Origin of the sequence: Nocardia arthritidis (assembly GCF_011801145.1) — a bacterium.
In the GTDB taxonomy this organism is placed as follows: Bacteria; Actinomycetota; Actinomycetes; order Mycobacteriales; family Mycobacteriaceae; genus Nocardia; species Nocardia arthritidis_A.
Genome location: NZ_CP046172.1, coordinates 8,374,178 through 8,400,938 on the forward strand (window position 1 = coordinate 8,374,178; position 26,761 = coordinate 8,400,938).

General features: G+C 68.3%; 26 protein-coding genes and 1 pseudogene. 15 read left to right on the forward strand and 12 right to left on the reverse strand.

What is annotated here, in order from left to right:
• Positions 1–6 precede the first annotated feature (6 nt).
• Together F5544_RS37835 and F5544_RS37840 are read left to right on the forward strand one after the other, a co-directional pair.
• A complete protein-coding gene (locus F5544_RS37835; RefSeq protein WP_203217438.1) occupies positions 7–699 on the forward strand; it encodes a hypothetical protein in 693 nt (230 codons plus the stop codon).
• A gap of 70 nt (positions 700–769) precedes the next feature.
• A complete protein-coding gene (locus F5544_RS37840; protein WP_167477601.1) occupies positions 770–2,587 on the forward strand; it encodes a molybdopterin-dependent oxidoreductase in 1,818 nt (605 codons plus the stop codon).
• Between the two features lie 164 nt (positions 2,588–2,751).
• Here the strand turns inward: F5544_RS37840 and F5544_RS37845 are convergent, their stop codons facing one another.
• The 3 genes from F5544_RS37845 to F5544_RS37855 all read right to left on the reverse strand — a co-directional run bounded on the left by F5544_RS37845 (position 2,752) and on the right by F5544_RS37855 (position 6,003).
• Positions 2,752–4,236: a DHA2 family efflux MFS transporter permease subunit gene (locus tag F5544_RS37845; RefSeq protein ID WP_167477602.1), complete on the reverse strand. Its 1,485-nt coding sequence runs from the start codon at positions 4,234–4,236 to the stop codon at positions 2,752–2,754.
• A 92-nt stretch (positions 4,237–4,328) separates the two neighbouring features.
• Entirely contained in the window at positions 4,329–4,967 is a 639-nt protein-coding gene (locus F5544_RS37850) for a PadR family transcriptional regulator (protein WP_167477603.1), read from the reverse strand.
• A gap of 160 nt (positions 4,968–5,127) precedes the next feature.
• Positions 5,128–6,003: a glycine betaine ABC transporter substrate-binding protein gene (locus tag F5544_RS37855; RefSeq protein WP_167479757.1), complete on the reverse strand. Its 876-nt coding sequence runs from the start codon at positions 6,001–6,003 to the stop codon at positions 5,128–5,130.
• Between the two features lie 219 nt (positions 6,004–6,222).
• Between F5544_RS37855 and F5544_RS37860 the strand changes: the two genes are divergently transcribed.
• The 4 genes from F5544_RS37860 to F5544_RS37875 are packed head-to-tail and all read left to right on the forward strand — an operon-like array spanning position 6,223 to position 9,618.
• The gene (locus tag F5544_RS37860; RefSeq protein ID WP_167479758.1) at positions 6,223–7,107 is read left to right on the forward strand and encodes an ABC transporter substrate-binding protein; all 885 of its coding nucleotides are present in this window, start codon (positions 6,223–6,225) and stop codon (positions 7,105–7,107) included.
• Between the two features lie 12 nt (positions 7,108–7,119).
• Positions 7,120–8,262, forward strand: coding sequence for an ABC transporter ATP-binding protein (locus tag F5544_RS37865; RefSeq protein WP_167477604.1), 1,143 nt, complete (start codon positions 7,120–7,122; stop codon positions 8,260–8,262).
• A 4-nt stretch (positions 8,263–8,266) separates the two neighbouring features.
• Positions 8,267–8,935, forward strand: coding sequence for an ABC transporter permease (locus F5544_RS37870; RefSeq protein WP_167477605.1), 669 nt, complete (start codon positions 8,267–8,269; stop codon positions 8,933–8,935).
• On the forward strand, positions 8,932–9,618 hold the full coding sequence (locus F5544_RS37875; RefSeq protein ID WP_167477606.1) for an ABC transporter permease: 687 nt from the start codon (positions 8,932–8,934) through the stop codon (positions 9,616–9,618). The genes F5544_RS37870 and F5544_RS37875 overlap by 4 nt, the downstream gene beginning before the upstream one ends.
• 13 nt (positions 9,619–9,631) lie before the next feature.
• Here F5544_RS37875 and F5544_RS37880 read toward each other — a convergent pair whose 3' ends face one another.
• From F5544_RS37880 to F5544_RS37920, 9 genes and pseudogenes are all read right to left on the reverse strand, one after another.
• On the reverse strand, positions 9,632–10,819 hold the full coding sequence (locus F5544_RS37880; RefSeq protein WP_167477607.1) for a DUF1501 domain-containing protein: 1,188 nt from the start codon (positions 10,817–10,819) through the stop codon (positions 9,632–9,634).
• A gap of 17 nt (positions 10,820–10,836) precedes the next feature.
• On the reverse strand, positions 10,837–12,153 hold the full coding sequence (locus F5544_RS37885; protein ID WP_167477608.1) for a DUF1800 domain-containing protein: 1,317 nt from the start codon (positions 12,151–12,153) through the stop codon (positions 10,837–10,839).
• 139 nt (positions 12,154–12,292) lie between these two features.
• Positions 12,293–13,488 (reverse strand): annotated as a pseudogene (locus F5544_RS37890) (NAD(P)-dependent malic enzyme).
• 428 nt (positions 13,489–13,916) lie between these two features.
• Positions 13,917–15,539 (reverse strand): FAD-dependent oxidoreductase, encoded by a 1,623-nt coding sequence (locus F5544_RS37895; RefSeq protein WP_167477609.1) that lies wholly within the window; start codon positions 15,537–15,539, stop codon positions 13,917–13,919.
• Between the two features lie 51 nt (positions 15,540–15,590).
• Positions 15,591–15,854, reverse strand: a complete 264-nt coding sequence (locus tag F5544_RS37900) for a hypothetical protein (RefSeq protein WP_167479760.1) — start codon at positions 15,852–15,854, stop codon at positions 15,591–15,593.
• A 25-nt stretch (positions 15,855–15,879) separates the two neighbouring features.
• Complete coding sequence (locus F5544_RS37905; protein ID WP_167479761.1) at positions 15,880–16,734, reverse strand: PHP domain-containing protein; 855 nt, start codon at positions 16,732–16,734, stop codon at positions 15,880–15,882.
• 55 nt (positions 16,735–16,789) lie between these two features.
• Positions 16,790–17,371: a suppressor of fused domain protein gene (locus F5544_RS37910; protein WP_167477610.1), complete on the reverse strand. Its 582-nt coding sequence runs from the start codon at positions 17,369–17,371 to the stop codon at positions 16,790–16,792.
• Between the two features lie 4 nt (positions 17,372–17,375).
• The gene (locus F5544_RS37915; RefSeq protein ID WP_167477611.1) at positions 17,376–17,870 is read right to left on the reverse strand and encodes a general stress protein; all 495 of its coding nucleotides are present in this window, start codon (positions 17,868–17,870) and stop codon (positions 17,376–17,378) included.
• 57 nt (positions 17,871–17,927) lie between these two features.
• Positions 17,928–18,857 (reverse strand): HpcH/HpaI aldolase/citrate lyase family protein, encoded by a 930-nt coding sequence (locus F5544_RS37920; protein WP_167477612.1) that lies wholly within the window; start codon positions 18,855–18,857, stop codon positions 17,928–17,930.
• A gap of 48 nt (positions 18,858–18,905) precedes the next feature.
• Between F5544_RS37920 and F5544_RS37925 the strand changes: the two genes are divergently transcribed.
• The 9 genes from F5544_RS37925 to F5544_RS37965 all read left to right on the forward strand — a co-directional run bounded on the left by F5544_RS37925 (position 18,906) and on the right by F5544_RS37965 (position 26,746).
• A complete protein-coding gene (locus F5544_RS37925; RefSeq protein ID WP_167477613.1) occupies positions 18,906–20,189 on the forward strand; it encodes a magnesium transporter MgtE N-terminal domain-containing protein in 1,284 nt (427 codons plus the stop codon).
• Positions 20,186–20,803 carry a DUF1003 domain-containing protein gene (locus F5544_RS37930; RefSeq protein WP_167477614.1) on the forward strand — a complete coding sequence of 206 codons (618 nt, stop codon included), beginning with the start codon at positions 20,186–20,188 and terminating at the stop codon, positions 20,801–20,803. The genes F5544_RS37925 and F5544_RS37930 overlap by 4 nt, the downstream gene beginning before the upstream one ends.
• 129 nt (positions 20,804–20,932) lie before the next feature.
• Entirely contained in the window at positions 20,933–22,441 is a 1,509-nt protein-coding gene (locus F5544_RS37935; protein WP_167477615.1) for a lytic transglycosylase domain-containing protein, read from the forward strand.
• Between the two features lie 130 nt (positions 22,442–22,571).
• Positions 22,572–23,444, forward strand: coding sequence for a lytic transglycosylase domain-containing protein (locus F5544_RS37940; protein ID WP_167477616.1), 873 nt, complete (start codon positions 22,572–22,574; stop codon positions 23,442–23,444).
• Positions 23,445–23,463: 19 nt separating this feature from the next.
• Positions 23,464–24,597 carry an Mrp/NBP35 family ATP-binding protein gene (locus tag F5544_RS37945; RefSeq protein WP_167477617.1) on the forward strand — a complete coding sequence of 378 codons (1,134 nt, stop codon included), beginning with the start codon at positions 23,464–23,466 and terminating at the stop codon, positions 24,595–24,597.
• A gap of 68 nt (positions 24,598–24,665) precedes the next feature.
• Positions 24,666–24,998 (forward strand): DivIVA domain-containing protein, encoded by a 333-nt coding sequence (locus tag F5544_RS37950; protein ID WP_167477618.1) that lies wholly within the window; start codon positions 24,666–24,668, stop codon positions 24,996–24,998.
• Entirely contained in the window at positions 24,995–25,621 is a 627-nt protein-coding gene (locus tag F5544_RS37955; RefSeq protein WP_174867478.1) for a DNA-3-methyladenine glycosylase I, read from the forward strand. The genes F5544_RS37950 and F5544_RS37955 overlap by 4 nt, the downstream gene beginning before the upstream one ends.
• A 102-nt stretch (positions 25,622–25,723) precedes the next feature.
• Positions 25,724–25,891, forward strand: a complete 168-nt coding sequence (locus tag F5544_RS37960) for a DUF3117 domain-containing protein (RefSeq protein WP_011211259.1) — start codon at positions 25,724–25,726, stop codon at positions 25,889–25,891.
• Positions 25,892–26,746, forward strand: a complete 855-nt coding sequence (locus F5544_RS37965; RefSeq protein ID WP_238846872.1) for a putative RNA methyltransferase — start codon at positions 25,892–25,894, stop codon at positions 26,744–26,746.
• Positions 26,747–26,761: the final 15 nt, after the last annotated feature.

Genomic DNA, 26,761 nt, shown 5'->3' on the forward strand with positions numbered 1-26,761 from the left:
CGTTGAATGGACGGCATCGTCGAGAGCCAGGAGGCCGCCGAGATGACCGGTTCCGCACGCGAATTGCTCGATGAGATCCAGACCGAGCTCGCACCCCAGGACGAGGACAATCGACTCGTGCCGCTGATCGTCGCGGGCAAGGCCCCGCGCGCGGTGTTCGCGGCGATCGCCACCGAGGAACATCGGATCACCGGCAGCGACTGGCGCAGTTTCCACGCGCTGGCCGCACGCGCGGATGAGCCGAACGCACGCGCGTTCTTCGGCGCGCTGGCCCCCGGCGAGCAACAGGCGCTCGGCATGATCGATGAGCTGCTTGCGGCGGCCGGACCGGATCCGGGCCGGCAGCGCCCGCGCGCGGGCTGCCAGGCATATCCGGCGTTCATGGCGTGGCTGGCGCTCAATGCCGAATCGGCGGCGGCCGCGGCCGGAATCTTCGCCAACTTCAAGGCCTTCGGGCGCTATTGCAAGGATGTCGCGGCCGGGATGCGCGAGCACTACGGATTCGACGACAAGGCCTGTGGCTTCTTCGACTTCTTCGCCGCCGACGTGCCGGAGATCGAACAGCAGGCGCTCGCCGCGATCCAGGCCGGACTGGATTCCGGGCGGCTGATCCGCGCCGACGCGCACCTGTACGCCCGGCTGTTCCAGAGCTACGAACTGATGTTCTGGAATACCCTCGCCGACGAATTCGGCGGCTGAGGCGAGCCCGCCGGGCCGCGTCATCGAATGGTCACATTCATCGGCCCGGCGCGGCACTACGCTCGAATCCATGGCCGAACTGCGACTTCGGGTGCTCGCCGGGCTGGTATCGGCCGGACTCACCCTCGGCATCGCCGAACTGCTGTCGGCGCTGTTCGGTCCCGACAGCGAACCGCTGAATGTGCTCGGCCGCACGGTGGTGGACGGCACGCCGGTCGGCCTGCGCGAGTGGGCCATCTCCTCCTTCGGCACCAACGACAAGACCGTGCTCTATCTGAGCATGGCGGTGGTCGCCGTGCTCGCCGCCGGACTGATCGGCGCCATCGAACGCACCACCCGCGCCGCGGGCACCATCCTGCTCGTCGCCTTCGGTCTGGTGACCGCGCTGTTCGCGGCCAACCGAGCCGGATTGAGCGCCGCACTGCCGATCGTCATCGGGGTAATCGCGGGCAGCTATGCCCTGCGCGCGATCACCACACGCATCGATGCCGCCGCCGAGGCCGCGCAAAACGCTTCCGCGACACCAGCATCCGCCCAACCGACCGGAAATGACTCCGCCACAACCGAATCGGCCGACCACGACCAACCTCCGACCGGCGTCGAATCCGCCGCGCACGATGCGGCGACATCCCAGACTTCGACGGCCATGTCATCTTCCGCAGAGCCCGAAGAAGCCACCGAACGGGGTGACACCGAGCAGCCGACCTCACCGGCTCGCCAAACACCTTCGCCCACAACATCTTCCGCCGAGATCAACCAGACCGGCGGAACGGATGGGACCGCACGCCCAGCAGCCGGACCCGGAGCATCGGACACCTCCGTGGAACGACGAAAGATTCTGCGCGGCATAGGAATTACCGCCGCAATCGCCCTCACCGCGGGCGTCGGCGGACGGGTGTTCGCGGCCGCCCGGCGCAACGTTTCCGGTGAGCGGGCGGCGGTGCAACTGCCGACGCCGAGCGGTCCGCCCGCACCGATCGATCCGAACAGCGATCTGCGGGTTCCTGGTCTGACGCCATATCTCACCGCGAATTCCGATTTCTATCGGATCGACACGGCCCTGCTCGTCCCGCAGGTATCGGTCGACGATTGGTCGCTGCGCATCCACGGTCTTGTCGATCGCGAAATCCGTTACAGTTGGGCAGATTTGGCGAAGCGGCAGCCGATCGAGCGGCTGGTGACGCTGACCTGCGTCTCGAATCCGGTCGGCGGCGATCTGATCGGCAACGCCCGCTGGCTCGGCTACCGCCTCGACGAGATGCTGGCCGAGGCGGGCGTGCATCCGGACGCCGATATGGTGCTCTCGCACAGCGTGGACGGTTTCACCGCGGGCAGCCCGCTGGCGGCGCTGACCGATGGCCGCGACGCCATCTTGGCGGTCGGCATGAACGGCGAACCGCTGCCCATCGAGCACGGCTACCCGGCCCGCCTGGTCGTCCCCGGCCTCTACGGCTATGTCTCCGCCACGAAATGGGTTACCGAGCTGGAGATTACGCGTTTCGACCGCGCCAGCGCCTATTGGACGAAGCGCGGTTGGTCCGCCAACGGACCCATCAAAACCGGCACCCGCATCGACACTCCGGGTTCCCGCGCGCGCCTGAAGTCCGGCCGCGTCCAGGTGGCGGGCGTCTCCTGGGCGCAGCATCGCGGCATCCGCGCCGTCGAGGTACAGATCGACGACGGCGACTGGCAGCAGGCCCGCCTGGCCGCCGACCAGTCCATCGACACCTGGCGCCAATGGGTCTTCGACTGGGATGCCACCCCCGGCGCCCACACCATCCGCGCCCGCGCCACCGACGCCACCGGCCAACCCCAAACCGCCGCCCGGGCCGACGTAATCCCCGACGGCGCAACGGGATACCCATCAATCACCGTCCAGGTCTCCTGACCAGCCCTGTCGGCACCGCCGCACGCGCCGACGTAATCCCCGACGGCGCAACGGGATATCCATCGGTCACCGTCCAGGTCTCCCGGGCAGCCCCGTCGGCGCATTCACCTGCGGCCGCGAAACCGCTGCCCCGCAAGCCGATTCGGCTTGCGGGGCCACAGATTTCAGTGGGCGAAGGTATCCGCCTTGACCGGCGAGTCCTGCTTACTACCGTTGGTGGCGGACTTGCCGTGCCGCACGAACAGCGCCGACGCGATGACGCCGATCAACAGCACACCCGCCGGGAGGAGCAGGGACTGCCCCAGTGCCGTACTGAAGGGTTCCTTGATGAATTCCGGCATGGTCATATGCGCGGCGCCCGCCTCGCTGATCTTGCCGCCGCCGAGGCCGTTGGCGGTGAGGCGGGCCGAGATCAGGGAGCTGATGGCGGCGCTGCCGAGCACCGAGCCGACCTGACGGGTGGTGTTGTAGATGCCCGCGCCCGCGCCGGCCTGCTGTACCGGCAGGTTGTGGGTGGCGGTGCTGGCCAGCGGCGCCCAGATGCAGGCGTTCGCCACACCGGCCACCGCGGCCGCCACCAGGAACCAGCCGATCGACGTGTGCGGCTTCATCAGCGCCGCGAACCAGAACACCGAGGCGGCGTAGAGCGCGAATCCGATGGTCGGCACGATGCGCGGGTGCAACCGGTCGGCGGCCTTGCCGATGCCCGGCGCGAGCACACCGGTGATGATCGCCATCGGCGCGAACACCAGCGCCGACCTGGTCGGCGACATATCGCGGACGCCCTGCAGGAAGAAGTACGAGGGCACCATCATCGAGGTGACCGCGGCGCCCATGGTGGCGATGGCGACGCTGGACAGCGCGAAGTTGCGGTCCTTGAACAGTCCGAGCGGCACCAGCGGCTCACCGGTGCTGCGCGACTGGTAGTACACGAACGCGACGAGCACGAGCACACCGGCCGCGATCAGCGCCCAGATCACGCCGTCCCAGTCGCGGGTGTTGCCCTCCTGAATTCCGAAGACCAGCAAGAACATTCCGAGCGCGCTGAGCACGACGCCGGGTATATCGAACTTGTGCGGATGCGTCGGCAGCGCGGGCACCAGCCACATCGCCAACCCGAACGCGATGATGCCGATCGGCACGTTGACGTAGAAAATCCATTCCCAGCCGAGCCCGTCGACCAGCACGCCGCCGAGGATCGGGCCGACCAGCGTCGCCAGGCCGGCGACGCCACCCCACAGCCCCATGGCCGCACCGCGCCGGTCCGGCGGGAAGGTTCGGGTGATCACCGCCATGGTCTGCGGCGTCATCAGCGCGGCGCCGAGGCCCTGTACGGCGCGCGCGGCGATCAGCATGTCGATCGATCTCGAAAGGCCGCACCACAGCGATGCCGCGGTGAAAACCGTCAGGCCGATCAGGTAGAGATTCTTGGGTCCGTAGCGGTCACCGAGCCGCCCGGTGACCAGCAGCGGCACCGCGTAGGTGAGTAGGTAGGCGCTGGTGACCCAGATGACCTTGTTGATATCGGTCTGCAGGCTGGTCATGATCGCCGGGTTCGCGACGGCGACGATGGTCATGTCCAGCAGGATCATGAAGAAGCCGACGACAAGCGCGAACAGCGCCAGCCACGGATTGCGTTGAGTGGACATGGGTTCGGTTCCTTGTCTGAAATCTACTCGGCGAAATACGAACTGATCGGTATGTGTGCGCCCGTTAACTTTTCTGGACCTCGGTGAACATGTCAACCGGCCTTGGATGAATGACCGTCACACGGCTCGCCGTGCCGATCGCCGGTGGTCGCGTCGAATTGCTCCCACTCCATCGCACCGCTGGTCAGATCCGCGAGGAATTCGTCGACCCAGGCGATCTCGGCGGTCAACATCGCCCGCAGGTAGGGCAGCACGAGCCAGTAACGGCGCGGCACGCCACGGGAACCGGCCCAATCACCGGCGATGTCGATCTCGGCGAGTTCCCGGTGCAGCAGCTCCAGCCGCTCGTTCAGCAATGCGATGACTTCGGGCATCGGCAGGTTGTGCGCCTCGGCGATGCCGATCGGGAAGGCCGGATATTCGGCGGCGGGCGCGCGCAGGATCTCCGCGATCCGCTCCCGCATCGCGGTCCGGCCGCGCTCGGTGATGCGGTAGGTGGTCCGCTCGGGGCGATTGCCCTCCCGGCCGGTGCCTTCGGCGCGCACCAGTTCCAGGTCGGCCAGGCGCGCGACCGTGTGGTACAGCGAGCCGGGGCGCACCTTCACCAGCACGTTCTGCTGACGACTGACCAGCAGCTGGTACATCTCGTACGGGTGCATGGGCCGCTCCTCGAGCAGTCCGAGCACGGCGATCGCCAACGGCGTCACCGCATTGCGCTCCTGCTGCCCCATCACCGCCGCCTTTCCGAGCCATCGGCAGACCATAGCCACTGCCGCCGACATACCCCGCACTAAATATTCCGCACCGAATATACGGCGCGGACTAGGCGCGCGACAAGGGAGTATCCGGTGCGAGAAATCGTGACGAGCCGCACATCGGGCCCGGACAGGCTCAGAGCCCGTGCTGGTCCAGCCAGTCGCGCGCCAGATCGGCGGGTTGGGCGCGTTCGTCGCGCATCCGGCGCACCATCGCGCTGAGATCACCGGTATTAAGCTCGCCCGCAACGTAATTCAGCTTCTTGACGCGCCGGTCGTCGAGCAGGCCCTTGCGGAACAACGGAATAACGTTCTCGGCCCGCACCGCGTAGTCGGCGTCGGCGAGCACGACGAGACCGTCGGTATCGGCCGGATCGATCGGCGGCCCGGATAGCAGACCGACCTGAATCGAACCGTCCAGCAATGCCTTTCGCAGCGCGGCCGGATCGGGCAGCGGCACCGGCGCCGCGCAGCCGGGTATCCGCAGCAGCTCGGCGGGCAGCTCCAGCAGTCCCGGCACCGGGGCGACGCCGATCGCGCGGCCATCGCAGTGCGCGGCCAACTCCGCGACCGAGTGCACACCGACCGCCGCGGTCGTCAAGACCCGTGGCCGCATATCGGTGCCGTCCGCCGCGTCGGCGACCACGGTTCCGGCCGGCAACGCGCGATTCAACGCCTGGTTCACCTCGCCGGGCGTGCGCGCGTCCGAGCTGGAATCCAGTTCGGCCAGCAGCGCGCCGGTGTGCTCACCGAACAGCTGAACCCGATTCGCGTCGAGTGCGGTCAGCCGGTCGGCGCGGCCGCCGAGCCCGGACACCACCGATGTGCGCGCCCCGGCACGCGCCAGCGCACCCGAATAGATTTGTGCGAGCAGATTCGATTCCGCCGAATCGCCCGCGCCGACCGCGACGACCGGTCCGCTTTCGACGCCGTTCCCGCACGATACGGCCAGTACAGCGGTGGCAATGACAAGTGCGCGAACCAGCAACCGCCTCGACGCGGCCAACACCATCCGGCGACACCAACTCTCCGTAGCTACGAGGAACGCCATGCGGCGGGCAGTATGGACATCCAGAATGTACCGGTGGCTGTGCCGCCTTCAGTACCTCGCACCGCCCGCCATGCCGGAAGGACCCCAGTGAAGACCCTCACCCCACACAGTGGCCGAGCGCTGCGCCTCGCGCTACGCGCCGCCCGATTCCTCATCGCCGCGGCCGCGCTCGCCGCGGCGATGATCCTATCCGCCTGCGGCAATTCGAATCCGCTCGCGAACAAGGGCGACTGCTCCGGCGACGGCATCAAGGTCGGCTCGGCCAATTTCCCGGAATCCGAGACGGTCGCCGACGTCTACGCCGAGGCGTTGCGCGCCAACGGTTTCAACGTCGACACCAAACTCGGTATCGGCAGCCGTGAGGCCTATGTCCCTGCCGTCAAATCGTGCGCCATCTCGGTGATTCCGGACTACACCGGCAACCTGCTCCAGTATCTGGACAAGAATTCCACTGCCTCCGACGCCACCGCGATCGACGCCGCGCTGCGGACCGCGCTCGGCTCCGATCTGTCCATCGGTACTCCCGCGCCGGGCCAGGACTCCGACGCGGTCGTCGTCACCAAGGCCACCGCCGACCGCTGGAACCTGCACACCATCGCGGATCTGGCCCCGCACTCGGCCGAGGTGAAATTCGGCGCGCCCGCCGAATTCGCCGAGCGCGCAGGCGGTTTGCCCGGCCTGAAGAAGAACTACGGACTCGACGTCGCCGCGGGCAACTTCGTGCCGATCCTCGACGGCGGCGGCCCGGCCACGGTCAAGGCCCTGGTCGACGGTCAGGTCACCGCGGCGAATATCTTCACCACCTCCCCGGCGATCAAGCAGAACAATCTCGTCGTGCTCGACGATCCGAAGCACAACTTCCCGGCGCAGAACGTGGTTCCGCTGATCAGCACCGCCAAGAAGACCGACAAGCTGCTCACCGTGCTCAATGCGGTCTCGGCCAAGCTCACCACCGACGAACTCGTCAAGCTGAACGAGGCCGTTTCCGGCGACAGCAAGACCGAGCCCAAGGCAGCGGCGGCGGCATGGGTGGCCGCCCAGGGGCTGAACAAGCCGGTCGGCTAGAAGGGGATCGCGTTGTCCGATATCGAGTTTCGCGGTATCAGCAAGACCTATCCGGACGGCACGCACGCCGTCACCGATCTCGATCTGCGCATCGAATCCGGATCGTTCACCGTCTTCGTCGGGCCGTCCGGCTGCGGTAAGACCACGTCGATGCGGATGATCAATCGAATGATCCAGCCGACGGCGGGCAGCATAACCGTTGCCGGACAGGATATTTCGACGGTCGACCCGGTGAAGCTGCGGCTCGGTATCGGGTACGTGATCCAGAGCGGCGGGCTGCTGCCGCACCGCACGGTCGTCGACAATGTCGCGACCGTGCCGGTGCTGCGCGGGGATTCGCGCCGGGCGGCCAGGGCGGCCGCGCTGGAAGTGCTCGACCGGGTGGGCCTGGATCGCTCGCTGGCCGGGCGCTATCCGGCGCAGCTGTCCGGCGGCCAGCAGCAGCGGGTCGGCGTGGCGCGGGCGCTGGCCGCCGACCCGCCGGTGCTGCTGATGGACGAGCCGTTCAGCGCCGTCGACCCGGTGGTGCGCGCCGAACTACAGACCGAAATGCAAAGGCTGCAGGCCGAATTGCAGAAGACGATCGTCTTCGTCACGCACGATATCGACGAGGCCATCACGCTCGGCGACCGCGTCGCGGTATTCGGCCGCGGCGGGGTACTACAGCAGTACGACGCGCCGCAGGAGGTACTCGCCCAGCCCGCAACGGATTTCGTCGCCGGATTCGTCGGCCGCGACCGCGGGTACCGGGGCCTGTCCTTCCGCAGCGCGGATTCGGTTCCGCTGCATGAGATCCAGACCGCCACCGCGGAGACCATCGCCGCGCACCGGCTGGAGCGCGGCGATTGGGTGCTGGTGGTGGACGCGGACCGGCGCCCGATGGGCTGGGTCGACGTCACCGGCGTCGAAGGGCTGCGGGCCGGACAGCCGTTGGCGGACAGCATGTCCGCGGGCGGCTCGCTGTTCACGCCCACCGGCGACCTACGCCAGGCGCTGGACGCCGCCATCTCCTCGCCATCGGGAATCGGTGTCGCCGTCGACGATTCGGGCGCGGTGCGCGGCGGTGTGCTCGCCACCGAGGTGGTGGAGCAGTTGGCCGGGCAGCGGGCCACCGAGGATGCCGAGCGCAACCGGCACTACTTCGACAAAGGGTGACGGTATGCGGTATCTGATCGACAACTTCGCCGAGATCATGGGTTTCACCCGGACCCACCTGTATCTCGCGCTGGTACCGCTGATCCTGGGTCTGGTGATCGCGATTCCGTTGGGCGCCTTGCTCCGTCGGGTGCCGTGGCTGCGGCGGGTGACCGTGACGGCGGCCAGCCTGGCCTATACCGTGCCATCGCTGGCGCTGTTCGTGATCATCCCGCCGCTCATCGGCACCTCGACCATCGACCCGCTGAACGTGATCATCGCGCTCACCGTCTATTCGACCGCGCTGCTGGTGATCGCCGTTCCGGCGGCGCTGGATTCGGTGCCCGCGACGGTGCTCGACGCCGCGGACGCGGTCGGCTTCGGCGCGCTGCGGCGCATGCTGACCGTCGACATGCCGCTGGCCGTACCGGTTTTCGTATCCAGCCTGCGGGTCGTCGTCGTCACCAATATCGCCATGGTCTCGGTCGGCGCGCTGATCGGCGTCGGTGGACTCGGCAAGCTGTTCACCCAGGGATATCAGCGCGACTATCCGGACGAGATCATCGCGGGCATCATCGTGACGCTGGCGCTCGCGCTGATCGCCGACCGGCTGGTGTACGTGCTCGGCCGGATCGCGACGCCGTGGACTCGCGCCGACGCCCGGGCCACCCGAGTGAAAGGCACTCAGGCGTGAATCTTTTCCTCGATGCCTGGCACTACCTCACCGACGGTGCGAACTGGGGCGGATCGACGGGTATCGAAACCCGTATCGGCCAACACATTTGGTACAGCTTCCTGGCGGTGGCGCTGTCCGCGGTCGTCGCGGTGCCGCTCGGTCTGGTGATCGGGCACACCCGGCGCGGGTCGGCGCTGCTGGTCGGTTTCGCCAACGCCATGCGCGCGCTGCCGACCCTCGGCCTGCTCACCTTCCTGGTGCTGTTGCTCGGCCTCGGACTGATCCCGCCGCTGCTGGCGTTGATCACCGTCGGCATCCCACCGCTGTTGGCGGGCGCCTATGCCGGAATCGCCAATGTCCCAGCGGATGTCGTCGACGCCTCGCGCGCCATGGGCATGAACGAGCGGCAGATCCTGTTCCGGGTCGAGATCCCGAACGCCCTGCCGATCCTGCTGACCGGTTTGCGCGGCGCCACCCTGCAGGTGGTCGCCACCGCGACCATCGCCGCATACGTCAACCTCGGCGGTCTCGGCCGCTACATCTTCGACGGCATCAGCCTCTACCGCTACGACCGCGTACTGGTCGGCGCCCTCCTGGTCGCCGTCCTGGCCATGCTCCTCGACGGCCTGCTCGCCTTCGCCACCTGGGCCACCACCCCCGGCACCGGCCGCCTCCGGCGCGCGCCGCGGGCGAACTCCTGAAACAGCCGGTGGCTCAGGCGATCAGGCCGAGGTCGTGGCGGGGGCCGCCGACGGCGGGGCCCGGGTCGGTGTCGATCACACGGTGCATGAGTTCGGCGTAGACGTCGCGGAAGTCGACGGTGGTTTTCAGGTCGCCGTTGTCGAGGTCCTTCAGGCTCGGTTCGTCGCCGTAGAAGCCGCCCTTGATCGATTGGCCCGCGACGAACATCGGTCCGGCCGTGCCGTGATCGGTGCCCTGTGAGGCGTTGGCGGCGACGCGGCGGCCGAATTCGCTGTACGCCATGAGGACAACGTCGCGGCCGCGCGGATGACCCGCGATATCTTTCAGGAACGCCGAGACCGCCTCGTCGAACCGGCCGAGCAGCTCCTGCTGGGTGCGGCGCTCATCGGCGTGCGTGTCGAAGCCGCCGAGGCTCACCGAGTACACCCGGGTGGGCACCCCGGCCTTGATGCATTTGCCCACCAGATCCAGTTGCGCGGCAAGCGGATTCGCATTCTTCTTACCGGCGACCAGCTTCGAAAAGGTCTGCGCCACAGTCTGTTCGCCGCGGTACCCGAGGCAGACCGCGGCCTGTGACGGGGTGTCCCTCTGGTCTGTGGCGGCCAGCCCGGCCAGCACCGCGGACATATCGGGGCTCAGCGGCGCCGAATTCGGATCGAGTGCGGCGGCGGTGTGCTTCTCACCAAGTGCCAACTGCGGCAACACCGGACCGATATTCACCGCGCGGATCGGATCGTCACCGGTGGCGTCGAGCCAGCGCCCGATCCATCCGGTGGAGACCGGGCTGTCCGGTGACGCGGTCTGCCAGATATCCATCGACCGGAAGTGGCTGTGATCCGGATGCGGATAGCCGACACCGCGCACGATCGCCAGGTTCCGCTGCTTCCACAGCTCCGTGAACCCCTTCATGGCCGGGTTGAGCCCGAGCTGGTCATCGAGGTGCAGCACTTCGTCGGGCCGGTACGACAATTCGGGCCTGGCATCGTGATATGCGTTGTCCGCGTATGGGATCACCGTATTGATCCCGTCGTTGCCGCCGTACAGCGTGAGCACGACGAGGATTCCGGAATTCGGCGGCAGCGGCGAGGTCTGCGCCCGGTGCCGCAACTCCTCCCAGGAGACGAGCGAGCCGCCGGCCAGGCCGAGCGCGCCGAGCACCCCGCTGCCGACCAGGAACTGTCTGCGACTGACGTGAGGCATGATGCGATGACTTCCGTTCAGCTGGTGAGGTATTCGGGAGTATTGAGGGCGACCGCGGTCAACTTCGCCGGATCGTCGCGCATGGTGGCGAGCACCTTGGCGCTGCGGTCCGACCAGGCGCCGATGCCGAGCTGATAGCCGACGGCATCGATCCGGTCGGCCGGCGCGGTCGACGAAATCCGGCTCAGGTCGGCCTTTTTCACGAGTGCTGTGGCCGCGGTGAGCCGAATCTGGGCGGCCGCGGTGGACATCCACGCCTGCCCGCGCGGCCAACCGCCGACATTCGGTGGGTAGAAAGGCAATTGGCCGAGGCTGCGCAGCACACCCGTCAGCTTCTGCGCGTCGGCGTCGGCGGTGAGCGGCACGCCGAGCGCCCGCACCGCGCCGACCAGCCATTCGATGGGTCCGTGCACGACGGTGTTGTGCGCGGCGGCGAATTCGTCATCGGTGAGGATGGCGACCACCAGCGCCGCGCCGTTGCGGCCGGGCCCGTACGCGGCGACGGCGCGATCGAGCGCCTGCGCCGAGGGCGGCGCGTCCGAGCCGAGCTGCTGCCACATCCGGCCCGCGACATAGCGCGCCGACTCCGGACGGGCGAGCACGATATCGCAGAATTCCCGCGCCCCCAGCGAACCGGTAACGCCCAGTAGGGTTTTCGACCCGGAATCGTGGCGCTTGGCATTGAGCGTCACCGCGTCGTTGCCGTCGATCGTCCACCCGGTGAGCGCCCGCGCGCCCTCGCGCACATCGGTTTCGGTGTAGCCGTTGCCGTGCCCGAGCGCGAACAGCTCCATGAACTCCCTGGACAGGTTCTCGTTCGGCGCCTTCGCCGAATTACTTGTTCCGTCAAGCCATCTCAGCATCGCCGCGTCGGTGAGCATGGCGTAGGCGAGCGCGCCGAAATCCCCGGTGCCGAGCGTGCGGAATTTCTGGTTCTGCGCGACCAGCGCCCGCGCATCGCGCACCTTGGCCGCGGAGGTGGCGAAGTGGTTGTGCCACAACAGGGTCAGCTTCTCGTGCACCGGCTGGCGCACCGCGGCCATCCGGCGCAACCACCACACGGTGATCCCGGTGAGCTGATCGGTGAGCTGCGCCCGATACTGCTTGCGCTCGACGACCTGCGCGGCCTTACCCGGCGCCTTCGGTTTCGCGTATACCGGCAGCGGTGTCGCCTGAGCGCCCGGATCCGCGTCCGGATCGGCCGCGAGCGCCGCGCGCAAATAGTCGGCCGGATTCTGCCGCTGTACCGCGTCTATCTCGGGCCCCGTCGCACCGAATCCGGCCCGGCGGAGCATGCGCGCGGTGTGTATCCACTGCGCCGATTGCGTGCCCATGAGCCGAGTATCCGTCGCCACCGACCGTCTCCGGCCCCCTCAGCCACCGGCCTTCAGGGAATCTTCAGACGCCGACCGACGCGAAGGGCGCCCCGTTCGCCGTTGAACGGGACGCCCCTATTTCGCGGAAAATGGCTTGTTACGCAACGCCCTCCGCGCGGGCGGCGGCCGCGACGGCCTCGGCGACGGCCGGGCCACCCGCGGATCCAGCGGGCTCGGCACGATCTTCTCCGGCCCCAGCTCGTCGGCGACAACGCTCAGGATGGCGTCGGCGGCGGCGATCTTCATACCCTCGGTGATCCGCCGCGCACCCGCGTCCAGCGCGCCCTTGAAGACGCCGGGGAAGGCGAGCACATTGTTGATCTGGTTCGGGAAGTCGCTGCGTCCGGTCGCGACGATCGCGGCGTACTTGCGCGCGACCTCCGGGTGGATCTCCGGATCCGGGTTGGACATGGCGAACACGATCGACTCCGGCGCCATCGACGCGATGAGTTCCTCGGCGATGAGCCCGGCGGACAGGCCGAGGAACACGTCGGCGCCCGCGAGCGCCTCGGCCGCGCCGCCGGTCAGGCCGCGCGGGTTGGTGCGCTGGGCCAGTTCGGCTTTCACCGCGTTGAGATCGCCGCGGTCTCGGCTGACGATGCCCTTCGAGTCGAGCACGGTGACATCCTCGACGCCCGCCGCGAGCAGGATGTTGGTGCACGCGACACCGGCCGCACCGGCACCGGACACCACGACCTTGAGGCCGTTGATGGCGCGGCCCTGCACCTTGGCCGCGCCGTTGAGCGCGGCGAGCACCACGATGGCGGTGCCGTGCTGGTCGTCGTGCATGACCGGGCAGTCGAGCGCCTCGATCACCCGGCGCTCGATTTCGAAGCAGCGCGGTGCGGAGATGTCCTCCAGGTTCACCGCGCCGAAGCTGGGGCGCAGCCGGATCAGGGTTTCGACGATTTCGTCGACGTCCTTGGTATCCAACACGATCGGAATGGAATTGAGCCCGGCGAACTTCTTGAACAGCGCCGCCTTGCCCTCCATGACGGGCAGCGACGCGCGCGGTCCGATATCGCCGAGTCCGAGCACCGCGGTGCCGTCGCTGACCACGACGACCAAGCGGTCGGTCCAGGTGTAGCGCTTGGCGAGCGCATCGTCCTTGGCGATGGCCCGGCTCACCTGCGCGACGCCCGGCGTATAGGCAATGGAGAGGTCGCGCTGGTTATCCAGCGGCGCCGAGAGTTCGACCGAGAGCTTGCCCCCGAGATGGCCCGCGAAAATTTCGTCGTGGGTGATTTCGGAAAGGGAGGCAGTGGCATTCGGTGCGTCAGTCACAGGTGACACGATTTCACTCCTGCTCGGGTCGGACAACCGGGGGAAGGGTTACCACCGGGTAATAGGTATTAGGGGATTCGAAACGCTCATCAGGTGCGCTGACCGGTACTTTTTCGAAACTCGATCGGTATATACGACCAACCGGCATTTCGAGGTTCGACATGGCGCCGCACTGATCTGCGAGCGGGAGCCGGACGGGTACATCCGGTGGAACATCCGAGATGACCAACGGGTCGCGACGGTGCGTCGCGAGGCGGTGGCCATCGATACTCCCTGACCCGGCGGTGGCGTGGATCGGGAATCCGCAACATTCTGCCAGCCGAGCAGACCACTTGCCAAACTGGTCTCCTCGGTCGTGCATGAGTCAACCGTATGCGCCCGGAATTACCCGGCGGTAAGGGAAAACTCGCGTCGGCGCGGGTGCGCGCGGTGAGCTGTCACAGCGGCAGCGGGTCGCCCGCGGTGAGCTCGGTTTCGGCGTCGTCCGGCTCGATCACCGGCGGGCGATACCTCGGCGGTTTGGCGCGCTGCGGCGGTGCGGCGGGCCGCGTGAGCTCGCCGACGCAGTCCTCGGGCCGCACCCACACGGCGTCCAGACCCCCTGACGTCAGCCGTACCCGCCAATCCGCCTCGACCCCGGGATGATCGGTGCGCCGGTGCATTCCCCGGCTCTCGGTGCGCGCCAGCGCGCTGTATTTCGTCCACCTGGCGACGGCGAGCAGCGCGGCCGCCTGCCGGGCCCGCAGCCGATCGATTCCGATTCCGCCCAAATCGAATTCGGCGCCCGGCCACATCGAGTCGAGTTCGCCGATGCTGTCCCGGAGGCTGCCCGCGCTGCGCCAGTAGCTGCGCCGCAGCGGCAGCGTGTGCTCCTGCACCAGCCCGACCACCGCCCGCGGATCGATCCGCGCCGCCGAACTCAACCCGGCGCCGGGTACCGCGCGGGCGCAGCCGGGCGTGCCGCGCCTCCGGGCGAACCGCGCCGCGCCCGCACCCGCCCACACACCGGAGGCGATGGCCCACGCCCCGCCCTGACCGCCGAATCCGCTGACCGCGCCGGTGATCGGCTCGCGGGTGGTCACATCGCCTGCGCCGAACAGTCCGGCGACATCGGTCGCGCAGTCGGCGCCGACCAGCCGCAACCCGCCGGTGCCGCGCACCGTGCCCTCCAGCACCGCGCGCAGCGGCACCCGCCTGGTCCGGTCGACCAGTCCCTGCCGGGACAGCCAGCGGCGCATGGCATCCGGGACGTCGTCGAGCGCCGCGTACACCCGGCGACCGTCGGCCATCGCGGCGAAGGCGGCCGCTCGATGCCCGGACAGCACCGTGCCGGATTCGTCGTAGAGGGTGGCGAAATGCAGCGCGAGGCCCGGTGCGAATTGTGCGGAATCCAGCACCGGCGAAAGCCCGTACGCACTGGAGAACTCCATACCCGATAGTCGCGCGCCCGCCTCGACCGCGAAGAGCAGACCATCGCCGGTGGCCACATCGGTGCCCGCGCCGCCGGATAGGAAGGCGCAGCCGCCGGTGGCGACGACCACCGCGCCCGCGCGCACCGTCCACGGGCGGAAATCGTGCTGCGCCCGCACGCCAGTGGCGCCCGCGACGACGCCGTCGCGATCGGTCAGCAGTTGCATGGCCGGATGGTGGTCGAGGATGCGCACACCCGCGGCGATCACGCTGCGGCGCATTCGGCGCAGATAACTGGCGCCGTCCAGGTAGACCCGCAGGGTCGCGCCGACCGTATCGCCAGGAAATCGATAGCCCCAGCCCGCCAATTGTTCGACGCGCCGGTGGGTTTCCTCCAGCACCCGGTGCATCAGATCGGGATCGCCGAGCCCGCCGCCGTGCGCGTACGCATTGCGCACGGCCTCGTCGCGCGCCGAACCCGGCGGGATATTCCACAGCGAGGTCGCGCCGACCGCCGACGGCCCACTGCTGCCGCAAAGACTTTTGTCCGCCAGGACCACTCGGGCGCCCGCCGCGGCGGCGGAGACGGCTGCCCAAGTTCCGGCGGGACCCCCACCCAAAACCAGCACGTCCGTCTCGAGTTCCGTCACGAGATTAAATGTTCGGCCACAATTCACCAGGCCGCAACCATTATGGCAATATCAGCGCCACCACTGCGTCCAGAGCAATAATCCGGTGACGATAAAAACGACCATCGATCCGGAAAATGCCGCAAAACCTTGACGCCTGTCCGAATAAATCTGTGCCGCAACGGCAATCGCGCAGGCCGCCAGATGCCACAGCACGGTCATTGCCCCCGGTCCGGGAAATCCGCCGCGCGCCGAGGCGATCGCGGTGCCGATCACAACGGCCGTGAGCACGAAGACGCCCGCGGCGGCCACGCCGCTCAACCCGCGCAGCACCATCACGACGACATCCCAATACGCGCGGTCACGGGGCGATCACCGGCACCCCCGTCGCCTTGCCCGCGAGTTCCTCGAATTGCGCCGGATCGGTGGTGAATTGACCGAGCCGAATGGTCTTGTTCGAGCCGTGGTAATCCGACGACCCGGTGGTGAGCAGGCCCAGCTCGTCGGCGAGCGCGGCGAGTACGGCCCGGTCCGCCGCGCTGTGGTCGGGATGGTCGAGTTCCAGACCGCCGAGGCCGAGCGTCGTCGCCTCACGGATCGCCTCCTCCGCGATCAGCCGGCCACGCTTACGCGCTCTGGCATGTGCGAGCACGCTCACCCCGCCCGCCGCCGCGATCATCTCCACCGCGCGACGCAGCGGCGTATCGGCCTTCTCGGCGTAGTACCTGCCGTGCGGGGCAAGCAATTCGGTGAACGCGGCATCCACCGACGGCACCACCCCGGCCGCCACCAGCGCCCTGGCCAGATGCGGCCGCCCCGCCGACCCGCCTGCCGAGGCGAGCACCGCGTCCGGATCGATCGGCAGTCCGTCGGCGCGCATCCGCTCGGCCATCGCCCGCAATCGCTCGACCCGCTCGCCGCGCAACCGCTCCCGCTCCTCGGCGAAGCCGCGGTCGGCCGGGTCGAAGAGGTAGGCGAGCAGATGCACCGGAACGGGCCAGCCGTCCTCGCCGAGCGCGATACACGACATCTCCATACCGCGCACCAGCGTCAACCCATCCGGACGCGCCTCGACCGCCTCCGCCCAGCCCGCGGTGGTGTCGTGATCGGTGATCGCGACGACGTCCAGGCCCGCGGCCGCGGCGTTGCGGACCAACTCGGCCGGGGTGTCGGTGCCGTCGGATGCGGTGGAGTGGGTGTGGAGATCGATGCGCACGACATCAGTCATACCGTGCCGCTGGGCAAACCGTGCGGAGACGTCGCGCTCGGTATTACAGCGCGGCCGCGCCCCGGCGCGGATCGCGGACATCGATACCCGCTTCCGTCCACGCATCGCGCAGCGCCTGCGCACCCCGCACCCGCACCCACGCCGCCTCGGTGGCGGTCACCGGCGTCACGGCGAAATAGCGCACCGGATCCGCCGGTTCCGGCAACACCACATCCGGAATGTCACTGTCCCCCAACAACACCGCCGTGAACGGCGCGTCATGCCAGATCGGCTCACCCAGGTCCAGCAGCGCATCCGCTTGCAGCACAACACCTTCCACTGCGGGAGTGGCGGCGAGCACGCCGAGCGAACGGGCCAGCCCCGACTGCGCGCCCACCCCGGAGCGCAGCGTCAACACCAGCTCGGCGCGCGGGCCGCGCACCGGATCCGCAAGCACCGCAGCCGGATCCCCCATCGGATGCCGCGACCCGCCGAGCGTCACGTAGTGCACCAACTCATCGCCGGGTATCCGCAGGATCTCGATCGGCTCCAACCCGAGGAATGTCACCGAGGCGGAATCCACACCGGCGCCGGCCATTCCGAAATGGTCCAGCACCTCGGTGCGGACCGTCTGCACAACTTCCATTCGCTCAGATCGCCAACCGCGCCAGCATGTCTCGCGCCTGCTCGGCCGACTTCGGGTCGCACAGCACGTCGTAGCGCCCGGCCACCAACTGCATGGTGGACGCGAAATCGCGGGTGCCCCTCGTCGCGGCGTACGGGATCGAGGTGGAGATGACCCCGAAGATGATGCCGCCGACGAGGCCGACGAGCAGCGGCCCGAGCGCGCCGCCGGAGGTGGTGAACAGGCTCAACAGCAGGCCGAGGAACAGACCGAGCCATGCGCCGGATACGACGCCGCCGCCGATGACCTTGGCCCAGTTCAGCCGGTACAGGACGCGCTCGACCTGCATCAGATCGACGCCGACGATGGTGACGTCCTGCACCGGGAACTGGCCGTCGGCCAGATAGTCGACCGCCCGCTGCGCCTCGGCGTAGGTCGGATAGGAACCCACCGGCCAGCCCGATGGCGGGGTCGGCAGACCCTGACGGGCGCGATTGGAGTTCCCCAAGGGATTCGTCATACCTTCTATTCTGCTATTTCCGCGCGGCTCGCGGAGGTGTGAAACGCGCGGTGCCCATTATTGAGACGAACGCGTCATTCCGGCGGCCCTGCCCTTGTCCGCGATTACCTGCGCCATTTTCGCGCTGGCCTCATCGATCATTTCGTCGCCGAGCATCACCGCGCCACGCGCGCCGCCGGATTCGGAGGTGTGATACGCGTATGCCTCCAGGATCTGCTCGGCGCGATCGTAATCCGCCTGGCGCGGGCTGAAAATCTCGTTACACGCCTCGATCTGGGTCGGATGCAGCACCCATTTGCCGTCGAAGCCGAGTGCGGCGGTGCGCGCGGCCGCCCGACGGAAGCCGTCGAGGTCGCGAATCTGCAAGTAGGGGCCGTCGATTGCCTGCAGGCCATGCGCGCGGGCGGCGAGCAGGATCGTCATCAGGATGTGGTGGTAGGCGTCGCCGGTGTCGTAGCCCTCCGGCTGTTCGCCCACCACGAGCGTGCGCATATTGATGCTGGCCATGAAGTCGGCGGGGCCGAACACCAGGCTGCACACGCGCGGGCTCGCGGTCGCTATCTCGTCGATATTGCGCAGGCCCATGGCATTTTCCAGCTGCGGTTCGATTCCGATGCGGCCGACCGGCAGCCCACCGGCCTTCTCCAGCTGGGTGAGCAGCAGATCGAGCGCGCGCACCTGACCGGCATCGGTGACCTTCGGCAGCAGGATCGCATCGATATGCGCACCCGCGCCCTCGACGACGGCGATCACGTCGGCATAGGTCCACTCGGTGGTCCAGTCGTTGACCCGCACCACCCGCAGCTGCTGGCCCCACCCCGAATCATGCAGCGCGGCAACAATATTGGCCCGCGCGGCCACCTTCGCCGCCGGCGCGACCGCATCCTCCAGATCCAGGAACACCGCATCGGCGGGCAGTCCCTTGGCCTTCTCGATCATCTTCGGATTGCTGCCCGGTACGGCGAGCACCGATCGACGCGGCTGCATGACACTCCTGTCCATCGTTTTCGGCGGCATACCTCTAGCCTTGCAGGCATGGCAGCTACCAGGGTGTACGTCGCCAGGCTGGCCGGCCTGGTGGTGCTGGGACCGGACGGCGAGTCTATCGGCCGGATCCGGGACGTGGTCGTCGCGATCCGCTACGACCGCCAGCAACCCCGCGTACACGGTCTCGTCGTCGAATTGCCAACCCGCCGCCGCATTTTCGTGCCCATGCTGCGCGTCACCACGATCGACCCCGGCAGTGTGACATTGAACACGGGGACGGTGAGCCTGCGCCGGTTCACCCAGCGCCCCGGTGAACTGCTCGCCCTGGCCCAGATCGCGGATTCCAAGGTGCGGGTCGGCGATCCGGATCTGCCGGATCTGCACGGCGTCGACGTATTCGTCGTCGATCTCGGCATCGAACAGACCAGGACCAGGGATTGGCGGGTGTCCAGGGTCGCGGTGCGCGGACATCGCCGTCTCGGGCGCAGGCGCGCCGTGCACGTCGTCGACTGGGCCGACGTCTCCGGCCTGACCCCGTACGAGATCGGGCGGCCGGGCCAGGACGTCACGGCGCTGCTGGAACAGTTCGAGAAGCTGCGCCCCGCCGATGTCGCGCACCTGCTGCGCGAACTGCCCGAGAAGCGCCGCATCGAGGTGGCGGTCGCACTCGACGACGAGCGGCTGGCCGACGTCGTCCAGGAGCTCCCCGACGACGACCAGGTGGAACTGCTCGGACATCTGGAGGTGCACCGCGCCGCCGACCTGCTGGAGGCGATGGATCCGGACGACGCCGCCGACCTGCTCGGCGAGCTACCCAAGGGTGAGGCGGATTCGCTGCTCGCGCTGATGGATCCGGAGGAATCCGAACCGGTGCGCCGCCTGCTGGAACACTCCCCCGACACCGCGGGCGGTCTGATGACGCCGAAACCAGTGATCCTCACCCCCGCGGCGACGGTTGCCGAGGCGCTGGCCCGGGTGCGCAACCCGGATCTGACGCCGGCACTGGCCTCGATGGTGTTCGTCGTCCGCCCGCCCACCGCGACGCCCACCGGCAGATACCTCGGCTCGGTACATATCCAGCAACTGCTGCGTGAACCACCGGCACACCTGGTGGGTGCCCTGGTCGACACCGATCTGAAGACACTGCACCCCGATGTGCCGCTGGCTGCGGTGACCCGCTACTTCGCCACCTACAACCTGGTCTGCGGTCCGGTGGTGGACGAGGAGAACCACTTGCTCGGCGCGGTCACCGTGGACGATGTGCTCGACCATCTACTGCCCGAGGACTGGCGCGAGCACGAAGAACTACACCCCGAGGGCATTCATTCATGATCGAGAAGAGTTCGGCACGTCAACGGCTGGAGACACCGGTCGAATCCCGTTTCCGCTTCGACTTCGACGCGGAGGCGATGGCGCGCACCAGCGAGCAGATCGCCCGATTCCTCGGCACCGGGCGATATCTCGTCATCCAGACGGTGATCGTGGCCGTCTGGATCGCGCTGAACGTCTTCGCGGTGAGCCTGCAGTGGGATCCGTATCCGTTCATCCTCCTGAACCTCGCGTTCTCCACCCAGGCCGCCTACGCCGCGCCGCTGATCCTGCTGGCGCAGAACCGGCAGGACAACCGGGACCGGGTCTCGCTGGAGGAGGACCGGGTGCGCGCCGCGCAGACCAAGGCCGATACCGAATTCCTGGCCCGCGAGCTGGCGGCCCTGCGCATCGCGGTCGGCGAGGTCGCCACCCGCGACTACCTGCGCCGGGAGTTGGAGGAGATGCGCGAGATCCTGGACCGGATCGAGGCCGCGACACCGAACGCGAACGGCCACACGGATAAAACGCCCAAAGCGCACCGCAAGAAAAAGGTCCGGCAACCGTCCCCAGTTCCGGTTTCCCCAGTCGTACCGGACGAACCGGACGCGCCGACACCTGGCATTGACGGCTCGTAGCTGGGGATTGACCGGAAATGCCAACCACTCACCTGACCGGTGGGTAACCTGGAGGACGTTGTCCCGAGGGCGGGCTGGGCACGATGTCCCGGACAGCCCTCACGACGGTAGAGGATTGGTGTGGGCCGCATGCGAATATCTGCTCCGATAACCGTGTCGGCCCTGGTCGTCGCGGGTCTCGTCGCCACAGGATCCGCCTCTCATACCACCCCTGCCGGTGCGCCGCCGCAGGCGCCGGAGGCACTGCTCGCCGCCGCGAGCAGCCAAGGCAAAGCGGACGACCCGTCCGGTTCCGAATTGTCTCGGACGGTTGGTTTACTTCCGGTGACCGCCGATCCGCCCCGCAAACTCACCGCGATGGCGCCGAGCGACGCACCATTCGCCGCGGCGGTGCCACTACAAGACATCGCACTGCCGAATATCGGTGGCGCGCTTGGCATTCCCGAGATCGTCCTGGCCGCCTACCGCAACGCCGAATTGGCCATGCAGTCGGCGATGCCCAACTGTGGACTGCACTGGAGCCTGCTGGCCGGCATCGGCCGCATCGAATCCGGCCATGCCGCGGGCGGGCGCACCGACGCCAACGGCACCACGGTCACGCCCATCTACGGCCCGGCCCTGGACGGCGCCCTGCCCGGCAACGAGGTCATCAAGAACGTCGACGGCAGCTATGTGCGCGCCATCGGCCCGATGCAATTCCTGCCCGGCACCTGGACGCTGTACGCCTCCGACGGCAACGGTGACGGCGTCGCCGATCCGAACAATGTCTTCGACGCCACGCTGGCCGCGGGCAAATACCTCTGCGCGGGCGGCCTCGACCTGCGCGATCCCGCCCAGGAACTGCGTGCCGTGCTGCGCTACAACAACTCGATGGCCTACGCGGCCAACGTGCTCAGCTGGGCGACGGCCTACCGGACCGGCGGCGTGCCGACCCAGGTCACCATCTCGCCCGACCTGATCCCGCCGGGCAGCTCCACCCAGATCCCGGATATGACCGCGGTCAGCGGCACGGTCGCGACGACGAACGCACAGCCCCCGCAGCAGCAGACCACGACGCCGAACGCACCGGCGCCCGCGCCGACCCAGGTGATGATCAACATCCCGGGCCTGCCGCCGATCCCGTGCGGCATCTTCTGCCCGCCGCCCAAGCCGGTGAATCCGTGTGACCCGCAGGTGGTTCAGGCGCCCATACCCGGAATGCCCGCGCTGCCGGGCCTCCCGGGGAACCCGGCGACGCCGCTGGCACCCGGCCAGACCTTCGGCGCGACCAACGGGGACCCGAACGATCCGGCGCACCCGCAGGCGCAGCAGCCGGGCCAGCCCGATCCCTCCAAGCCTGCGAGCTGCACGCAGCCGCAGCAGCAGGCGGGTGGACCGGCCCAGCCCGCACCACAGCCGAACCCGCAGCAGGCCGGTCCGCAACAGCCCGCCCCGGAGCAGGCAGTGGCACCCGCTCAGCAAACGCCACAGCAATCTCCTGGCGAAGCGGTGCAGTCGCAGCAGAACGCGGCGCCCGAGGTGGTCAAGACCCCGGAGGCCGCCCCGCCGCCCGCGGCCGCGCCGACCACGGCCCCGCCCCCGCCGGGAATCACCCTGCCGGGCGGATTCGTGATCCCGCTGCCCGCGCCGCCGCAGTGATCGTTTCGGTCGCGGAGATCGTTAGTTCAGATCAGATCACGGAGTAGTAACAAAAAGGTCTCGAATGCGGTAGCCTCTCCCTCGTCCATCACGAGGACTCGTCATCGAGTCATTGGAGGGTCACCACACAGTGGGGCGTCATCGAAAGCAGTCGCCGGCCACCGTCCGGCGGAGTTCGGTTATCGCATTGACCGGATTGGTACCCGCCGGGCTCGTCTCGGTCGGCAGCGCGTCGGTCGCGGGCGGCGCGGATCAGAGCGCGGTCACCGCCGCGCACATGTTCACCGCGGACGACCAATCCGACGAGGTTCCGAGACCCACCGCCGCCGCGGCGCGCGCCGTGACCGAGCCCATCGCGGCATCGATCACCAGGCCCGGAGCCGCGCCGGCCGCTCCACCGATCGTGAAAACCGTTGCGCTGCCGGATAATCGGCAACCAGCCGACCTGCCCGCCGGACCGCTCGGCATACCCGGCATCGCCGTCGAGGCATACCAGAACGCCGAACGCGCGCTGGCCGCACAGAATCCGGCCTGCCAGATGCCGTGGTCGATGCTCGCGGGCATCGGCAAGGTCGAATCGAATCACGCGTACAGCAAGGCCGACGCCGACGGCAACCCGCTGAGCCCGATCTACGGACCGGTGCTCGACGGCAGCCTTTCGGGCAACAACGTCGTCCGGGCGACCGACGGCGAACTCGACGGCGGCATGCGGACATACACCCGCGCGGTCGGCCCCATGCAGTTCCTGCCGGAGACCTGGCGGCGCTACGCCGCCGACGGCAACGGCGACGGCATCGCCGATCCGCAGAACCTGTTCGACGCGGCGCTCACCGCGGGCAAATACCTCTGCGACGGCGGCCTGAACATGCGTGACCTGGCCCAGCAGACGCGAGCGATCCTGCGCTACAACAACTCCATGGCCTACGTCGCGAACGTGATGGCCTGGGAGACCGCGTACGCCAACGGGGTCGCGCCGAAGCCCGGACAACTGCCGCGGATCTGACGCGCCTAAAATTCCGACCATGTCAGTGGTTACGGAATCGGATGTGCGAGCAGCCCTCGCTAAGGTCGACGATCCGGAGATCCGTAAACCGATCACCGAACTCGGCATGGTCAAGAGCGTCGCGATCAACGGCAGCGATGTCCATGTCGAGGTCTATCTGACGACGGCAGGATGCCCGCTGCGCACCGAGATCACGCAGCGGGTCAGCCGGGCCATCGCCGATGTCGCCGGTGTCGGCGCGGTCACCGTCGAGCTCGACGTGATGAACGACGAGCAGCGCACCGCGCTGCGCAAACAGCTGCGCGGTGATTCCGCCGATCCGGTGATCCCGTTCGCCCAGCCGGGTTCGCTCACCCGCGTGTACGCGGTGGCCTCCGGTAAGGGCGGCGTCGGAAAGTCCAGCGTCACGGTCAATCTCGCGGCCGCGATGGCCGAGCGCGGGCTGTCCGTCGGCGTGCTCGACGCCGATATCTATGGGCATTCGGTGCCGCGCATGCTCGGCACCGACCAACGGCCGACCCAGGTCGAGCGGATGATCATGCCGCCGGTCGCGCACGAGGTGAAGGTCATCTCGATCGCCATGTTCACCCAGGGCAACACGCCGGTGGTGTGGCGCGGCCCGATGCTGCACCGCGCGCTGCAGCAGTTCCTCGCCGACGTGTTCTGGGGCGATCTGGACATTCTGCTGCTCGACCTGCCGCCGGGCACCGGCGATGTCGCGATCTCCATCGCGCAGCTGATCCCGAACGCGGAGATCCTGGTGGTCACCACACCGCAGCCGGCGGCCGCCGAGGTGGCCGAGCGGGCGGGCGCGATCGCGCTGCAGACCCGGCAGCGCATCGCGGGCGTGGTGGAGAACATGTCCTGGCTCGATCTGCCCGACGGCACCCGGATGGATCTGTACGGTTCCGGCGGCGGACAGTCCGTCGCGGACCGGCTCACCCGCGCGGTCGGCGCGAATGTGCCGCTGCTCGGCCAGATCCCGATCGAGCAGTCGCTGCGCGAGGCGGGTGACGAGGGCACCCCGATCGTGCTTCGCGATCCGGAAAACCCTGCCGCACAGGCGTTGCGGGATATCGCCGACAAGCTGGCGGTGCGCCGCCGCGGCCTCGCGGGCATGTCCCTCGGCATCGACACCACGCGTCATCTGTAACCGCCGCGTCCGATTTCCGCCGCGCTTCCGCGTGCTCGGTGTCGGTGCGAGCAAATAAGCTCGATGCCATGCTCACGCTACTGCTGTACGTGCTGATCATCGGTCTGGTCGCCGCGGTGCTGTTCCTGCTCGCCAGCGCGGTGTTCGGCCGCTCCGAGGAGTTGGGCCCGCTGCCGGAGGGGACCACCGCGACGGTGCTGCCGGTCGAGGGGATCACCGGCGCCGATGTGCGTGCGCTGCGCTTCCAGCAGGTGGTCCGCGGTTATAAGGCGACCGAGGTGGACTGGGCGCTGGCCCGCCTCGCCGCCCGCATCGACGAACTGCAGGTGCAGCTGGCCCAGGCGCTCAACGGCGATGCGGCGGCCGCCCGCCCGGCCGCACCCGAATCGGCCAACCGTTGACCGCGCCGGATACGCTCATCCGCTGTCCCTGGGCCGGGCCCGACGAGCTCTACCTGCGATATCACGACACCGAATGGGGCCGCGAGCTACACGGTGACGACGCCATGTTCGAACGCCTGTGCCTGGAGGCGTTCCAATCCGGCCTGTCCTGGATCACCATCCTCCGCAAACGCCCGGCGTTCCGCGCGGCGTTCGCCGGCTTCGCCATCGAGCGGGTCGCCGAGTTCGGCGACGACGATGTGGCACGTCTGCTGGCCGATTCGGGGATCGTGCGCAACCGGTCCAAAATCGAGGCCGCGATCGCCAATGCGCGGGTCGCCCGCGACCTCGATATCGGACTGGACGACCTGCTCTGGTCCTTCGCTCCCGAGCCTCGCCCGCGTCCGAGAACGGTCGCCGACGTGCCGGCCACCACACCCGAATCCGTCGCTCTGGCAAAAGAATTGAAGCGGCGCGGATTCCGCTTCGTCGGCCCGACCACGGCTTACGCACTGATGCAGGCGACCGGAATGGTCGACGATCACCTGGCCGATTGCTGGGTCGAAAGTGACCCGCCTGACACCGCCACGGCGATCACATTTCGAACTCAGGTATCCGTCCACTCCGGCGATAGGGAAGAATAGGACCGGTGTAGCTCGCCAAATGCCGGCGAGCTCACCTGTTGGTGACAACTGGAGTTCCAAGAAAGTGCGCAGAAAACCGCGCAGATCTGGAGGGAGCAGAGGATGGCGGCCATGAAGCCCCGCACCGGGGACGGTCCCCTCGAGGCAACCAAAGAAGGGCGTGGAATCGTCATGCGGGTTCCACTCGAGGGTGGCGGGCGTCTGGTCGTCGAACTCACGCCGGACGAGGCTGCGGCACTTGGTGACGAACTGAAGAGCGTCACCAGCTGAGTGTCCTCGGCTGAAACCTCGGCGCTGGTCGTCGTGGCCGGCCTGCTGGCCTGCCCGGAATGTGATCTCGCATTCGAGGTGCCAACTCGTGTCCTGCGCTGCGCGCGCGGACACAGCTTCGACATTGCCAGACAGGGGTACGTCAGCCTGTTGACCGGCGCGTCGACCAAGATGACCGGCGATACCGCGCCCATGTTGGAGGCACGTGCCGCCTTCCAGGGTGCAGGCCATTTCGCACCGATCGCCGACGCGGTCGCCAGGACCGTCGGGTCCGCGGCATCGTCGTCCGGTCCGGTCGCGGAGATCGGAGCCGGCACCGGGTACTACCTGGCGAGCGTCCTCGATGCGACGCCCGCCGCCTTCGGCATCGCATTGGATGTGGCCAAACCCGCCGCCCGCCGCGCCGCCCGCGCGCATCCCCGCGCCGCCTCGGTACTTGCCGACGCCTGGCGCGGACTGCCGTTGCGCGACGGCACGATCGGCACGGTGCTGTCGGTTTTCGCGCCGCGCAATCCGGCGGAGGTCGCCCGCGTGCTGCGCACGGACGGTCGATTCGTCGTCGTCGCGCCGACCGAACGTCATCTGGGTGAGCTCATCGGCCCGCTGGATATGGTGTCGGTGGATCCGGATAAGGATCGTCGCCTGGCCGAATCCCTGTCGAGCCGATTCGACCAGACCGATCGCGTCGTCGTCGACTATTCGATGAAGCTCGGCCGCGCCGATGTGCGGAATGTGGTCGCGATGGGTCCGTCCGCATTTCACGCCGAGCGGTCGGCCGATGCGGCCATCGCCGCGCTGCCGGATGTCGTCGAGGTCACCGCATCGGTGACGGTGACGGTCTATCGACCGACGTAGTCGGCCACCGGCAAA